Raw genomic sequence first — 14,692 nt, forward strand, 5'->3', positions numbered from 1 at the left:
GGGGGAACTGCCCGGCAATATCGCCGGCGCGCTCGACTACCAATGCCTGGCCGCCGGCGTCTGCGCGCGCGTCTCCCCGCCATGGGCGGAGATGCAGGCGATAATGGCATCCAGCGAACACGCGGAATCGAACTGCACGACGATGTTGCCGGTCCAGGCATTGGCCCGGACATCGACAATGCCGGCCGTCTTACACAATTGCTGTGCCAGGGCTGCGCAAGCTATCTCATCGCGATACAGTCGCGACACATGTAGTCGCGCACGGCCGCGCACATTGTGCAAGGGGACGACCGGCGCAGCGTCGACGTTCCTGCGAACCGGCCCACGCGGGGCCGCGTGCGAAAGGGCCGTGGGATAACGCAATTGCAAGCCCACGCTCATGCCCCGTAGAAATGCAAGCATAGGACAAAGCCATGGAATTGCCAGCCGACTCGCCGACGCCCTCCAACCCGAAATCGCGCGACCTCCGCCGCATGAAATGGGCCGCCACCGGGCTGCTGATCGGCATGGCCGCGCTGTTCATCGTCGCACGCCGGTACGAAAATGCGCACCCGGCGATCGGGTTCCTGCGCGCATTTTCCGAAGCTGGCATGGCGGGTGGCATCGCCGACTGGTTCGCGGTCACCGCGCTGTTTCGACATCCGCTCGGCCTGCCGTTGCCGCACACCGCGATCATTCCGCGAAACAAGGACCGCATCGGGCGCAACCTCGGCGCCTTCTTCGAAGCCAATTTCCTGTCCAAAGAAGTTGTGTCCGCCAAGCTTGCCGATATTGATCTGGCCGGCTCGTTCATACACTGGATCGGCAGGCCGGCACAGACCGCTCAGATTGCAGATTACCTGGCAGAACTTGCCCCCGAACTGCTGGCCAAGGCCGACAGTGAAGAACTGGAAAAACTGGCACGCGAGACGCTGGCAAGCCACATCGGCCGCGTCGAACTGGCACCCATTGCCTCGACCGTTCTGACGCAGATTTCCAAGGGAATCGATTACGACAAAATAATCACGCGGCTGTTCGAAGAACAAGTGCAACTGCTACACCTGAACAAGGACGCGATACGGCAGCGCGTGCGCGAAAGCACCGGCTGGATCTGGCAACGTGTCTCGCTGGACGAAAAAATTTCGGATTCACTGATCCGGGTTATGGACGAAGCGCTCGCCGAGGTGCGGGACATGCCGGACCATCCATGGCGCGGGCGCTTTACCGAAGTGACGCGTGGGTGGATCACGACGCTGGCTGAATCACCAGCATTTCTGGCACAGTGGGAGAAACTGCGCGAGGAAATGCTCGCGCATCCTGCGTTCTCCCGCTGCATCCGCAACCTGCTAGCCGAGCTGACACAGATGCTGCGCACCGATACGCAGTCGCCGGATTCGCTCGTCAGAGCCCGCCTGCGCGCCATCATCTCGCAGTGGGCACATGCTGCCCTTCAGGACCGGACATTGCAGGCGCGGCTCAATGAACGCGCCCGCTACACCCTCGCCGCCACCATTTTCGCTCAGCGCCATGAGTTGGCGCAGTTGATTGCGGATACGGTGCGGCGTTGGGACACCGCAACCGTTACCCGCAAGATTGAAGTCGAGGTTGGGCGTGATCTCCAATTCGTGCGGATCAACGGCACGTTGATTGGCGGCCTCGTTGGCCTGGCGCTGCACGCGCTGACCTTCTTCGCTTGATTTGCAACTACAGCGGCGTCATGTCGTGGTGGACATCTCCTTCGTTGCCGGACTCTCAACCTCCTATGTCGCGAATCTAGCCATCGAATGGGCACCCGCCGCGCGCGAACTGTCCGCCGTCATCGCGCGCACCGATTTTTCCATTCAGTGCTTCGGTTCGGTAATAAAACCGATCTTGCCAAGTCCGCCGTGCTGGGCGGCGGCAATCACTATGGCTACGCGCTCGTAGCGCACATCGCGATCGGCGCGCAGATGCAACGCAGGCTGCGGCTGTTGCTGCGCAGCTTCCGAGATGCGTTGGTCCAGCGTGGCCTCGTCGACCCCGTGCTGGTTCCAGTACATCTTGCCCTGTGCATCGATCGATACGTTGATGCTCTGCGGCTTGGAGACGTTGGGTCGGTTCGTCGCATGCGGGAGGTCGATCTTTACCGCCTGGTGCATGACGGGAATCGTGATGATGAAGATGATCAACAGCACCAGCATGACGTCGACCAGTGGCGTCATGTTGATCTGGCTCATCACGTCGTCATCGTCTCCCTCGAGCTTGCCGAATGACATGATGCTGTCCTTCCTGCGTCAGCAACGCGTAGTTCGCGACGGCCAAGCGCCGCGCGCACATCAATGCGACATGAACACGGCCAGCCCTTGCTGCCGCAACAAGGCGCGGGTCGTTCCTCCCAGCACCAGTTCCTGCAGCCTCGAGCGGCCATAGCCGCCGGCGATCAGCAGGTCGGCCCCGGCTTCGCGGGCAAGCTGCGGCAGGACCAGGTCAGGGTCGCCCTCGCCAGTCCGCACGCTGGCATGGACCCCATGGGTGGCAAGCCACGCTACCAGTCGGTTCGCGCTATCGCGATAGGCTTGCTCCTCCATGGGGCGACGCTTTCCCGCGCTGACGGCCAGGACGGAAACCGCGCTGGCATGTAGCAGCCACGGCAACGCGTCCGCGACCGCCCGCGCCGCCTCGCGGCCGCCGTTCCATGCGATTGCGGCGTGACCGCCGAGGTCGGGGCCACGGTGGCTCGGTACCAGCAGGATCGGCCGACCGGCATTGAGCATCGCATACTCCGCCCCCGCTGCCATCAGCGCGGGCACATCGGCTTCGGCCGCAGGGGGCGCGGGCAGGATGAGATCCGCGTAACGGCCCTGTTCGGCAAGCGCCCAGCCGGACTCGGTATCCATGACGACATGCCGCGTGGCTACGCCGGGCGAGATTTGCGAGGTCGGACTGTCCAGCGCTTCCTTGTGACTGGCAACCAGCTTGTGCAGATGGCTGGCGGCCAGCGAAGCGTATTGGCCGGCCTGTTCCCCTGCCCCGCGGAACGGCTCAAGGCGGGTTCCGGTTGCCGTCAGGCCAACCACGGTGCCCGCGGTGCGCGCGGCGATCCGGGCGGCGGTGGCAATGCGGGCGGGCCGGGCAGCATCGTCGCCCAGGTCGACAACTATGGTTGTGAAGTCCATGACGTGATCCCGTGATAGTTCCGACGTTGGCAGGGTACCTACGCAGTCTAGAAGACGCAGCCGGTTGGCGCATCATCGGCGCCTGATCTGGCTCCCTCGCTCTTTCGCGCCTGATCCGGATCAGCGTATCCGCAGGCGTGCTCGCACCCACGCCCAGGCCGGCGCTGCGGCCCCTAACCTGCGGGACCTGCCTTGCCGCGCTTGAGCTGAAACGCCACCGACACCCGGTCGGCTGGATAGATGGTGTCCGTGACCTCCAGGATCCTGCCAAAGCCATCCTTGTAATGGCGGATCAGCCGCAAGCCTGCCGAGCCTGGCGCCACGCCCAGTTGTTCGGCAAGCGGCGAGGCGATCAGCACGGCCGTCACCACCTGGCGGATCTCGGTCATGGCAAGCGCGCATTCGCGCTCGATCAGTGCGCTGACCATGACGTGCGGCTGGCGCTGGATGGTATCGACCAGCCCGGCAAGCGACGCATCCAGGTAGATGTCCGCGCGCGCGACCGGGGTATTGCCATGCAAGGCATCCACCCGCAGGCCGCTCAGCAGGATCCAGGCACCGCCCACAGGCGCTTCGAGCCGCCGCGCCAGCGCGCGGTCCAGGGTGACGTGGCGCACCGTCTCGATGGCGCGGATCTCGGCGGCAGCCACGCGCACCAGGTCGTCGACCGTGCCGAACGACTGGGTATAGGCAGCGCCCGGATCGGCATTCTCGACGATGGTGCCCACCGCCTTCTTGCGCGAAATATAGCCCAGGTCCTGCAGCATCCGGAGCGATGCGCGCACGGTATGGCGGCTGACGCCGTGCTCCTCGGCCAGGTCGTGCTCGGTCGGCAGCAGGCTGCCGACCACGCGGCGGCCCTCGACGATGTCCCGAACCAGCGTGCTGGCCAGTTCGGCATAGCGCGTGGGGGCGGCGGGTAACCCGGTTCGGTGTGCTTTCGGTGGGGCCATGGAGGATGTGGTGCTAGTCAAGTCTCTTGCCCGCGCATTGTAAGCGCCCGCGGCATGGCCCTCCCTGCCCTGCCCGCGCCGTGTCAGCGACCGTAGAAGCGCTGGTCGGCTTCCGCGGGCAAGGTCATGCCGGTGACCTTGGCTTTCTCCAGCACTTCCCAGAAGTAGCGGTACGTGGCGCGGTCATGGAGCTCGCCCTGGTACTGGATCGGTCCCCAGTCGGCGTCCTGCGCCGCCACCAGGATCCCGGCGGCATCCTCGACTTCCGTGAAGTCCGGCCGCATGGCGTTGACGATCGGCAGGATCTGCGCCGGATAGATGCTCCACATGCGCAGGAAGCCGAAGTCATGGCGCGCGCGCCGGGCATCCGCCGCAACCACGTCGCCATCCTTCAGGTTCAGGCAGACGTTATGCGCCGGCACGATGCCATTGGCCAGCGCCGCGGCCACCATGTCGGCCTTGGCGCGCGCCAGCAGCGCGTGCTCGAACTGGCCCGGGCTGCGCATGGCGATGGTGTAGTCGAGGTCGAGCACCACCTCCGGCGGATGGGTCGGCCGGCCCTGCCCTGGTTCCGCAAAGGCAATGTCCTGCGTGCCGGCGTTCTTCACGCCGATCGTGCGCAACCGCAGGCCGGCGACATGGCGCTGGCCCAGGTCGATCTTGTCGACCACCTGGGTGGCACAGGCGATGGTGTCGCCCGCATGGGTCGGGTTCACATGGCTGCCGCCGTTGATAGCCAGGATGGACAGCGCATTCTCCAGCCCGTCATACGACAATGCCCGGCACACCGAGATGATGTGCCCGCCATAGACCAGCCGGCGCCCGCCGCCGGCCGCCATCGCGTGGCCGTCGAAATGGGCGCGGGCGGTGTTCTGGTAAAGGCGCGTGGCAATGCTGTGGTCGCTGTCGTTGATGGTCATCGCGCCGGGGTGGTGGATGCGCTCGCCCACGGCATAGTCGTCCCACAGGTCGGCAACGCCGGTCATGGTGGTGATATCGGCGATACGCGCGTCGTAGCCGTCGCACGCCAGCTGCTCAGCCGGCACTGCCGCCTGCGTTACCGGCACCACCGCTTCACCGCAGGCGGCCGCGTGGTCGCGCTTATGCACCATCACCCAACGGATCCAGCCCAACACCTCGCGGCCGTGCTGGTTACGTGCCGTGGAGCGGACATAGACCACCCCGCTCTTGCGGCTGCTGTTCTCCTTCAGGCCGATCACCTCGGTCTCGACGGCCAGCGTGTCGCCCGGATAGACCGGCGCGGCGAACCGGACCTCGGCATAGCCGAGGTTGGCCACGGCGTTGAGCGAGATGTCCGGCACGGTCTTGCCGAATGCGGTGTTGAACACCAGCAGGTCTTCCAGCGGGCGGCGCTCGAAACCCAGCTGGCGTGCGTTGGTTTCCGCCGTGCCCAGCACGGCGCGGCTGCCGGTCAGGCCGATATAAAGGCTGCGGTCCCCTTCGGTAAGGGTGCGCGGCGTGGCGTGGCGCAGCTTCATGCCGACGCGGAAGTCTTCGAAAAAGTTGCCGTTGCGTGTCTTGCTCATTTCCTGCCCTTCGTGCGCTGTGGCCGCGTGCTGCCCGGCCGGACTTGCGGATCAATTTTGAGTAAGTCCGGACATAGTCGATACGGACTGGCATCGCGTCAACGGTACCCACCCGATATTCCAGGGCGCGCTGGCTACCAGGGCCCGCGGTTTCAGATCAAACGGCGCAAAACGCACATGACGTGCCGCAACATGCACTTCACGGCCTTCACGCCGGACATACGGCCCGCAGCGCCGCCAATATGCTCCGTTATTTCGTAGCCTTCTACACCCCCTCGAAAAATTGGTTGATCGCGTCTACCGCCCTTCGTAGACTTATCCCGTATATCGAAACTCAATCCGAAATACTGGAGAGACACCCTTGCCAGCGAAGGTACCCGCCGTCAGCCGAGCCATGGCCGTATTCGAGGCATTCGCCCGCGAAAAGCGCGACCTGTCGAACTCGGACCTGGCCAGGCTGCTGTCGCTTGCCGACAGCAGCTGCTCAGACCTGCTGCACACGCTGCATTCGCTCGGCTACCTGATGCGGACCTCGCGCACCCGCCGCTTCTATCCCACCGGCAGGCTGCTGGAAACCGCGCGCCTGATCGCCGAGACCGACCCGCTGACGCGCATGGCGCAGGAAGCCGTGGCACGCCTGGCCGATGCCACCAACGAGAGCGCGTTCTTCGGCTTGCTGGAACCGCTTGCCGTGCGCGTTGCCGCGACGGCGCCGAGCCGCCTGCCGCTGCGCTACATCCTCGACGTGGGCGAGCGCGTGGCGCTGCACGCCTCGGCCCTGGGCAAGGCCATGCTGGGCCTGCTGCCGGAGGAAGACGCGCGCGCCAGGCTCGACACCATCCGGCGCCCGGCGGTCACGCCCAATACCGTGGTCGACGTGGAGCCACTGATGGCACAGCTGGCCCGCGGCCGCGAGCTGGGCTGGTACGAGGCCCACGACGAAGGCACCGCCGGCGTCACCGCCCTCGCGGTCTCGGCGCAACTGGGGGACCGCCCCGTGGCGATCTCGCTGGCCGGGCCGACCGAACGGATCGAAAGGCATCGGCAGCCCTATCTGGCGGCATTGCGTGAAGTGCGCGATGCCATGCTGGCCGATCACTGAACCCGCTGAACGCAACGCAACAGGAGGAGAGATGGATCTTGGATTGAATGGCCGCGTGGCAATCGTCACCGGCTCGGCACGGGGCATCGGCGCGGAAACCGCCCGCATGCTGGCCAGCGAAGGCATGGCGGTGGTCATCACCGACCTGGACCTCGACGCCGCGGGCGAGACCGCGCGCGGCATCGAGGCCGGCGGCGGCAAGGCCATTGCCGTGCAATGCGACGTGCGCAATGAAGAGCAGGTGCGCAACATGGTGGCCGCCGGCAAGGACGCCTTCGGCAGCGTCGACGTGCTGGTCAACAACGCCGGCCTGGTCAAGGACCGCACCATCCTGAAGATGGACGAGGCCGACTGGGACCTGGTGCTGAACGTCACGCTCAAGGGCAGCTTCCACTGCGTGCGCGCCGCCCTGCCGCATATGCATGAGAAAGGATGGGGCCGCATCATCAACATCAGCTCGCGCGCGCTGTTCGGCAACCCGGGCCAGGCCAATTACTCCACCGCCAAGGCCGGCATCATCGGCTTCACCCGCGCACTGTCGCTGGAGCACGCGCGCAAGGGCGTGACCGTCAACGCCATCGCGCCGGGCTACATCGAGACCGAGTACATCAAGAGCCTGCCCAACTACGACACCATCCTCGAGAACGTGATGGCGAAGAACGCCGTGACCTTCCCGGGCCAGACCAGCGATATCGCCGGTGCCGTCGCCTTCATGGCGTCGGAGCACGCGCGCTATATCACCGGCACCACCCTGTTCGTGACCGGAGGCCGCTATGGTTGATCCGAACGTTGACGTCGACGGCCTCGATGCCGACCAGCGGCTGCTGCGCGACAACATCCGCCGCTACCTGAAGGAGCATATCGCCCCCCGCATCGACCAGGCCGAACTGGACAAGCGCTTCCCGCACGAAGTGCTGACCGGCCTGGCCGACTTCGGCTACTTCGGCGGCCACCTGCCGGAAGCCGATGGCGGACTGGGGCTGGACTACCTGACCTGGGCCGTAATGATGGAAGAAGCCGGCTATTGCTGGCTGTCGCTGCGCATCCTGTTGAACGGGCTGAATATCGTCTCCGGCATCATCAATGCGTATGGCACCGAGGAGCAGAAGGAGTGCTTCATGCGCCCGCTGCTGCGCAACCAGCGCAAGACCTTCGTGTCGATCTCGGAGCCCGATGTCGGCTCCAACGTGGCCGAGATCAAGACCCGCGCCGACAAGCGCGGCGACCGCTACGTGCTCAACGGCAGCAAGCTGTGGATCACCAACGGCCTGTTCGCCGACTTCGGCATCGTGGTGGCGCGCACCTTCAGCGAAACCTGCAACGGCGAGCTGTCGCTGTTCCTGGTCGAACGCGACGTCACGCCGTACAGCGCCACGCCGGTCGAGACCATGTTCACGCGCAGCACCGGCACCGCGGCCTTCACCTTCGAGAACGCCGAGGTACCCGCCGCCAACCTGCTCGGCCAGGAAGGCCAGGGTCTGCGCCAGATCCTGATCGGGCTGAACTTCGGCCGCCTGAACGTGGCCATGGGCGCGGTCGGCGCGGCGCAGTGCGCGCTCGACCTGTCGGTGGACTATGCGCTGCAGCGCAAGCAGTTTGGCCGGCCGATCGGATCGTTCCAGCTGGTGCAGAAGCATATCGTCGACATGACCATGAAGACGCAGGCGGCGCGCTCGCTGGGCTACCGCGCCGCGCGCTCGATGCAGAACGGCACCTCGCGCACCGAATGCTCGATCGCCAAGCTGTACGCCACCGAGGCCGCGTTCGAGGTCTCGAACCTGGCGCTGCAGGTGCACGGCGGCATGGGCTACGCCACCGGCTATCCGATCGAGCGCATTTTCCGCGATACGCGCGGCGGCATGATCCCGGAGGGGACTACCGAGATCCAGACGCTGATCATCGGACGGGAGATCCTGGGGATCAGCGCGCTGACCTGAAGCGCGCAATTGAAGACCGGCACCGTCTGAAAGGAGCTCCCCTCTCCCCCAGCCCCTCTCCCACAAGTGGGAGAGGCGAGCAAAACAGCGGTCATCACACCCACATCGCACACACCGAACAAACCGAGAGAGACCACCCCATGACCCAACCCGCCATCCTCGACCAAATCGCCAGGACCACGCTCTACTGGGAAGACCTGACGCCGGGCATGACCTACACCACCTCGTCGCGCACCATCACCGAAGCCGACGTGGCCGCCTTCGCCGCGCTGACCGGCGACTTCAACAAGGTGCACGTCGACGCCGAGTACGCCAAGGGCACCATCTTCGGCCAGCGCATCGCGCACGGCATGCTGGTGGCGTCGTTCATGGCCGGGCTGACCTCGCGCTCGATTCCCAACCAGTTCTTCGAAGGCTCGCTGTTCAGCGTGCTCGAGAACCGCCTGAAGTTCCCCAAGCCCACCTTTATCGGCGACACCATCCGCGTGGAAATCGAGGTGGTCGAGCAGAAGACCACCAGCCGCCCCGATCGCGGCATCATCGCCTTCCTGCGCAAGGGCATCAACCAGCGCGGCGAAGTGGTGGCCGAGATGGCGGCGACCTGCCTGTTCAAGCGCCGCACCGCCGGGGACGCGCAATGAGCGCGCAGCACCTCTGGTTCAGCGACCTGTCGCGGCTGGTCAACCCGCGCTCGATCGTGCTGGTCGGCGCGTCGGAGAAGCCGGACAGCATCGGCGGGCGCACGCTCGAGAACCTCACCACCTTCTCCGAGTTCAAGGGCGACCTGTACCTGGTCAATCCCGGCCGCACCGAGATCCACGGCCGGCCCTGCGTCGCCTCGGTCAGCGATCTGAAGCAGGCGCCGGACCTGGCCATCCTTGCCGTGCGCGCCGACATGGTGATCCAGACCCTGCGCGACTGCGGCCAGCTGGGCGTCAAGTTCGCCATCGTCTTCACCTCTGGCTTCGGCGAGACCGGCGAAGACGGCCGCGCCATCGAGGCCGAGATGCGCGCGATCGTCGCCAGCACCGGCATGCGCATCTATGGGCCCAACTGTCCGGGCCTGAACAATATGAATGCGCGCCTCGGCCTGACCTTCTCGCCGGCCTGGCGCATCGACCGCCGCCCGGGTCCGATCGGCGTCGCCACGCAAGGCGGCGGACTGGGCCGTTCGTTCATCCAGGCAATGGACCGCGGCGTCGGCGTGGGCCTGTGGTGCTCCGGCGGTAACGAGGCCGACCTGGAAGTCAGCGACTATATCCATTACATGGCCGACGCCCCGGATATCGAGGTGATCGTCACCACGCTCGAAGGCGTGCGCAACGGCCCGCGCTTCATGGCGGCCGCGCTGCACGCGGCGCGGCGTGGCAAGCCCATCGTCGCGATCAAGGTCGGCAAGTCCGAGTACGGCGCCAAGGCGGCCCAATCGCACACCGCCGCTATCGCCGGCTCGGCCGAGATCAACAGCGCGGTGTTCCGCCAGCTCGGCATTATTGAAGTGGACGACATCGACGAGCTGATCGACGTGGCCTCGCTGCTGGCGCGGCGCAAGCCCACCGGCAACGAGCAGCTGGCGGTGTACAGCTTCTCCGGCGGCACCGCCGCGCTGGCGTCCGACATGGTCGGCGTGGCCGGGCTGAAGCTGGCCGAATTCGCGCCGCAGACGTTGGCGGCGCTGAAGGACGCCCTGCCCGGCTTTGCCGCGTTCAGCAATCCGGTCGATGTGACCGCCGAAGTGCTGGTCAATACCGAGGTCAGCTACGCCACGCTGAAGGCCACTGCCAGCGATCCGAACACCGACCTGGTGCTGGTGCCGATTCCGGTGGAGTACGGCAAGACCACCGCCATGCTGGCCGACAGCATGGTGCGCGTGCAGGCCGAGGAACCGGGCACGCCGATCGTGCCGGTGTGGATGAGCGACCGCACCGGCGAAGGCCAGCGCAAGATGATCGACGGCGGGCTGATGCCGATGCGCGCGGTCGGCAATGCGGTGCTGGCGGTGCGCCGGATGATCGAGTACGGGCGCTGGAAGGCTAACTTCGATCGCGAATGGCAGCCGCTGGCCGACACCGCCGCCGCGAGCGCCACCCAGAACGCCACCCAAAGCGCCACCGCCAACCTGTCTGAAGCCCGCACCAAGGCGCTGCTGGAAGCGGCCGGCATCGCCACGCCGCGCGGCGAGGTGGCAAGCTCCGCGACCGAGGCCGCACGCGCCTTCCGCAATGTCGGCAACGGCAAGGCGGTGATGAAGATCGTCAGCGCGGCGATCACGCACAAGACCGATATCGGCGGCGTGCGCCTGGGCATTGCCTCCGACGGCGCTGCCATGGCCGCCTATGAAGAGATCCACGCCAACGGCATGAAAGCGTGCGACGTCGCGGCGATCGAGGGCGTGCTGGTCGAGCCGATGCTGCCAGGTCCCTTCATCGAAGCCGTGGTCGGCATCCATCGCGATCCGGTGTTCGGCCATGTCTGCACCTTTGGGCTGGGCGGCGTCAGCATCGAGCTGTTCAAGGACGTGAGCCGCCGGCTGCTGCCGCTGACGCCGGCATCGGCGCGCCAGATGATTACCGAGACGCGCTGCTACGAACTGCTCAAGGGCTATCGCGGCCAGCAGCCGTTCGATATCGACGCGCTGGTCGACACGCTGGTCAGGCTGTCCGGCTTTGTGGCCAAGCACGCCGGCAGCATCGAGGAACTTGAAATCAATCCCCTTGCGGTCAGCCCGCAAGGCCAGGGAGTGACCGCGCTCGACGCCGTCCTCTCGTACCAGGGCACGGAGCCATCGACATGGTAAAGACTGACATCGGTTACACCACCACCGACACCATCATGGTGCGGGGCCTGAACCTGGCCACCGAGATCATCGGCAAGTTCGACTTTGTCGACATGATCTTCTTCACTACGCTGTCGCGCATGCCGACCCCGCGCGAGAAGGTCATGGTCAATGCCTTGCTCGTGACCACGGCCGACCATGGCATCACGCCAAGCTCTCTGTCGGCGCGGCTGACCTACATCGGCGCGCCCGAAGCGCTGCAGGGCGCGGTGGCCACGGGGCTGCTCGGTGCCGGCAGCGTGTTCCTGGGCCCGATGCAGAACGCGACCGAGATGCTCAACGAAGGCGCGCGCGAACTGCCCGACGACGCCGACGACGAGCAGGTGCTGGCAACTGCCCGCGCGCTGATCCAGCGCTACAAGGCGAGCCGCCAGCAGATCTACGGCGTGGGCCATCCGATCCATGTCGACGGCGACCCGCGCGTGCCGGCGTTGCGCGAGCTGTCGCGCCAGCATGGCTACTACGGGTTGCACTGGCGCCTGATGGAAGCCATCGTCCACGTGCTGGTCAACGAGCAGCACCGCAAGCTGCCGATGAACGTGGTCGGCGCGATCGGCGCGATCGTGGCGGCGATGGGGCTGGACCCGCTGATCGCCCGCGGCCTGGCACTGGTGGGCCGTTCCGCCGGCCTGCTGGCGCATGTGCTTGAGGAGAAGACCCAGCCGATGGCGCGCGAGGCCTGGCAGCTGGTGCTGAAGGACGATCCGCGCAACGTGCTGCCGTAACGAACGGCTCCAGGCCATCGGATACCGAAGGAAGAGACAATGCAGAAACTGACCGACGAGCGGCGCATGATCCAGGAGGCGGCGCGCCAGTTCACGATGGAGCGCGTGCTGCCCATCGCCAACAAGCTGGACCCGGAGAAGGGCCAGATCCCGCGCGAGCTGATCGACGAGATGGCCGAGCTCGGCTACTTCGGCATCCTGATTCCCGAGGAATACGGCGGCCTGGGGCTGGGCGCGTATGAATACTGCCTGGTGGCGGAGCAACTGTCGCGCGGCTGGATGAGCGTGGGCAGCCTGATCGCGCGCGGCAACGGGCTGATCGGCGCACTCAAGGCGCTGACCCCGGAGAAGAAAGCCGACTACCTGCCGCGCATGGCGCGCGGCGAGCTGCTGGGCGCGTTCTCGCTGTCGGAGCCGAATGCCGGCTCCGATGTTGCCAATATCTCGTGCCGCGCCGTGCGCGACGGCGACGACTGGGTCATTACCGGCAGCAAGTACTGGTGCACCTTCGCCGACGAGGCGGACTTTATCCTGGTGATCTGCCGCACCGACCCGGTGGTTGATCCCCGGGCGCGCCACAAGGGCTTGTCCGCCTTCATGGTGGAGAAGCCGCGCGGCGAGCTGCCGGCGGGCGTCAAGGGCAGCATCATCCCCAAGATCGGCTACCACGGCTGGACCACCTGGGAACTGGCTTTCGATGGCTGCCGCGTGCCGCACGACAAGATGGTGGGCGACGAAGGCAAGGCGTTCTATCTTGCCACCGCGGGGCTGGAAACGGCGCGCGCCCACACCGCGGCGCGCTCGATCGGGCTGGCGCAGGGCAGCCTGGAGGATGCGATCCAGTACGCCAAGGACCGCGCGCAGTTCGGCAATCCCATCGCCAACTTCCAGGCGATCCGTTTCAAGCTGGCCGACATGGCGACCCAGATCGAGGCCGCGCGCGCCCTGCTCTACTCCGTGTGCGAGAAGATCGACGAGGGCACCCGCGCCGACACCGAGGCCTCGATGGTCAAGCTGTTCGCCAGCGAGATGTGCGAGCGCGTGACCAGTGAAGGCCTGCAGATCCACGGCGGCGCCGGCTACACCACGCACTTCGCGGCCGAACGCTACTGGCGCGACGCGCGCCTGACCAAGATCTTCGAAGGCACCTCGGAGATCCAGATGCGCATCATCTCCGATGCCATGCTGGGCAAGATTGCTGCCTGAACCGGGAGACCCTGTGCAGACCCAAGCCAACTCCGCGGGCGCCCTCGCCGGGCTGCGCGTGATCGACCTGACCCAGATGCTGGCCGGCCCCTTCTGCACCCAGATCCTGGCCGACCATGGCGCCGACGTGATCAAGGTCGAAGCCATCACCGGCGACGGCACGCGCGTCACCGGGCCGTTCTGCGCCGACGACACGCTGCGCGATTTCGGCGGCTATTTCCAGAGCGTCAACCGCAACAAGCGCTCGATCGCGCTGGACCTGAAAAGCGAAGAAGGCCGCGCCATCGTGCGCCAGCTGATCGACCAGGCCGACATCGTGGTGGAGAACTTCCGCGCCGGCGTGATGGAGCGGCTGGGGCTGTCCTGGGAGACCCTGCGCGAGACCAACCCGCGGCTGGTCTACGGCACCGTGCGCGGCTTCGGCGATCCGCGCAGCGGCGAGAGCCCGTATGCGCAATGGCCGGCGTATGACGTGGTGTCGCAGGCCATGGGCGGCATGATGGGCATCACCGGCCCGGACCGCCATACCCCGACCAAGATCGGCCCCGGCGTGGGCGACACCGTGCCAGCGCTGATGCTGTGCATCGGCATCCTGGCCGCGGTGCACCGCGCGCGCGCGACCGGCCAGGGCCAGTTTGTCGACGTGGCCATGACCGACGCGGTGCTGGCCATGTGCGAGCGCATCGTCTACCAGACCTCCTATACCGGCGACGTACCCGGCCCGGAAGGCAACCGCCACCCGCTGCTGTGCCCGTTCGGCCTGTTCCGCGCGCGCGATGGCCAGGTGTCGATCGCCTGCGCGACCGACGCGTTCTGGCAAAAGCTGGCCGTCGCCATCGGCCGCCCCGACATGGCGCACGACCCCGACTTCGCCACCAATGCGGCCCGCGCGCGCAACCAGCAACAGGTGATCGACGCCATCGAGGCGTTTACCGCGGTGCGCACCAAGGAGGAAATCGCCGCGGTGCTCGGTGGCAAGGTGCCGTTCGGCCCGGTCTATACCTCGGCCGAAATTTTCGCCGACCCGCATTACGCGGTGCGCGAGATGCTGGTCGACGTCGAGCAGCCGGGTTCGGCCAGCCCGGTAAAGATCGCCGGCGTGCCGGTCAAGCTGAGCGAGACCCCCGGGGCTGTTCGCCGGCGCGCGCCGCTGCTGGGCGAGCATACCGACGCGCTGCTGTTGGCGGCTGGCTATGCCGACAGCGATATCCGGCGGCTGCGGGAGGCGGGCGTGGTGAAGTAGCGCAGGCGA

General features: G+C 66.4%; 13 protein-coding genes and 2 pseudogenes. 9 read left to right on the top strand and 6 right to left on the bottom strand.

The genetic code is table 11. The annotated features are described in order from the left end of the window. Positions 1–36: 36 nt before the first annotated feature. Complete coding sequence (locus E5S69_RS32235) at positions 37–381, bottom strand: HMA2 domain-containing protein (RefSeq protein ID WP_236901175.1); 345 nt, start codon at positions 379–381, stop codon at positions 37–39. A gap of 32 nt (positions 382–413) precedes the next feature. On the opposite strand from E5S69_RS32235, the gene E5S69_RS02825 reads away from it, so the two are divergent. Continuing rightward, complete coding sequence (locus E5S69_RS02825) at positions 414–1,676, top strand: DUF445 domain-containing protein (RefSeq protein ID WP_171513482.1); 1,263 nt, start codon at positions 414–416, stop codon at positions 1,674–1,676. A gap of 144 nt (positions 1,677–1,820) precedes the next feature. Here E5S69_RS02825 and E5S69_RS02830 read toward each other — a convergent pair whose 3' ends face one another. The 5 genes and pseudogenes from E5S69_RS02830 to E5S69_RS32745 form a co-directional block, all read right to left on the bottom strand. After that, positions 1,821–2,234, bottom strand: a complete 414-nt coding sequence (locus E5S69_RS02830; RefSeq protein WP_171513483.1) for an ExbD/TolR family protein — start codon at positions 2,232–2,234, stop codon at positions 1,821–1,823. Positions 2,235–2,294: 60 nt separating this feature from the next. Continuing rightward, the gene (locus E5S69_RS02835) at positions 2,295–3,134 is read right to left on the bottom strand and encodes a universal stress protein (RefSeq protein ID WP_171513484.1); all 840 of its coding nucleotides are present in this window, start codon (positions 3,132–3,134) and stop codon (positions 2,295–2,297) included. A 173-nt stretch (positions 3,135–3,307) separates the two neighbouring features. Further along, a complete protein-coding gene (locus tag E5S69_RS02840; protein WP_171513485.1) occupies positions 3,308–4,087 on the bottom strand; it encodes a GntR family transcriptional regulator in 780 nt (259 codons plus the stop codon). Positions 4,088–4,170: 83 nt separating this feature from the next. Beyond that, positions 4,171–4,596: pseudogene (locus tag E5S69_RS32130) on the bottom strand (CoA ester lyase); the annotation flags it as partial. 156 nt (positions 4,597–4,752) lie between these two features. Continuing rightward, positions 4,753–5,634, bottom strand: a pseudogene (locus E5S69_RS32745) (MaoC family dehydratase); the annotation flags it as partial. 361 nt (positions 5,635–5,995) lie between these two features. On the opposite strand from E5S69_RS32745, the gene E5S69_RS02850 reads away from it, so the two are divergent. From E5S69_RS02850 to E5S69_RS02885, 8 genes are all read left to right on the top strand, one after another. After that, entirely contained in the window at positions 5,996–6,736 is a 741-nt protein-coding gene (locus E5S69_RS02850) for an IclR family transcriptional regulator (RefSeq protein WP_171513486.1), read from the top strand. 31 nt (positions 6,737–6,767) lie between these two features. Then, complete coding sequence (locus E5S69_RS02855; protein ID WP_171513487.1) at positions 6,768–7,517, top strand: SDR family NAD(P)-dependent oxidoreductase; 750 nt, start codon at positions 6,768–6,770, stop codon at positions 7,515–7,517. After that, positions 7,510–8,673: an acyl-CoA dehydrogenase family protein gene (locus E5S69_RS02860; RefSeq protein WP_171513488.1), complete on the top strand. Its 1,164-nt coding sequence runs from the start codon at positions 7,510–7,512 to the stop codon at positions 8,671–8,673. Before E5S69_RS02855 ends, E5S69_RS02860 begins: the two co-directional genes overlap by 8 nt. 140 nt (positions 8,674–8,813) lie before the next feature. Further along, entirely contained in the window at positions 8,814–9,314 is a 501-nt protein-coding gene (locus E5S69_RS02865; protein WP_171513489.1) for a MaoC family dehydratase, read from the top strand. Further along, on the top strand, positions 9,311–11,470 hold the full coding sequence (locus tag E5S69_RS02870) for an acetate--CoA ligase family protein (protein WP_171513490.1): 2,160 nt from the start codon (positions 9,311–9,313) through the stop codon (positions 11,468–11,470). Before E5S69_RS02865 ends, E5S69_RS02870 begins: the two co-directional genes overlap by 4 nt. After that, positions 11,464–12,234: a citryl-CoA lyase gene (locus tag E5S69_RS02875; protein ID WP_171513491.1), complete on the top strand. Its 771-nt coding sequence runs from the start codon at positions 11,464–11,466 to the stop codon at positions 12,232–12,234. The genes E5S69_RS02870 and E5S69_RS02875 overlap by 7 nt, the downstream gene beginning before the upstream one ends. A gap of 39 nt (positions 12,235–12,273) precedes the next feature. Then, positions 12,274–13,440: an acyl-CoA dehydrogenase family protein gene (locus E5S69_RS02880; RefSeq protein ID WP_171513492.1), complete on the top strand. Its 1,167-nt coding sequence runs from the start codon at positions 12,274–12,276 to the stop codon at positions 13,438–13,440. Then, a complete protein-coding gene (locus E5S69_RS02885; RefSeq protein ID WP_171513493.1) occupies positions 13,412–14,683 on the top strand; it encodes a CaiB/BaiF CoA transferase family protein in 1,272 nt (423 codons plus the stop codon). The genes E5S69_RS02880 and E5S69_RS02885 overlap by 29 nt, the downstream gene beginning before the upstream one ends. Positions 14,684–14,692 lie beyond the last annotated feature (9 nt).

It is taken from the genome of Cupriavidus necator (genome assembly GCF_013141915.1).
In the GTDB taxonomy this organism is placed as follows: Bacteria; Pseudomonadota; Gammaproteobacteria; order Burkholderiales; family Burkholderiaceae; genus Cupriavidus; species Cupriavidus necator_B.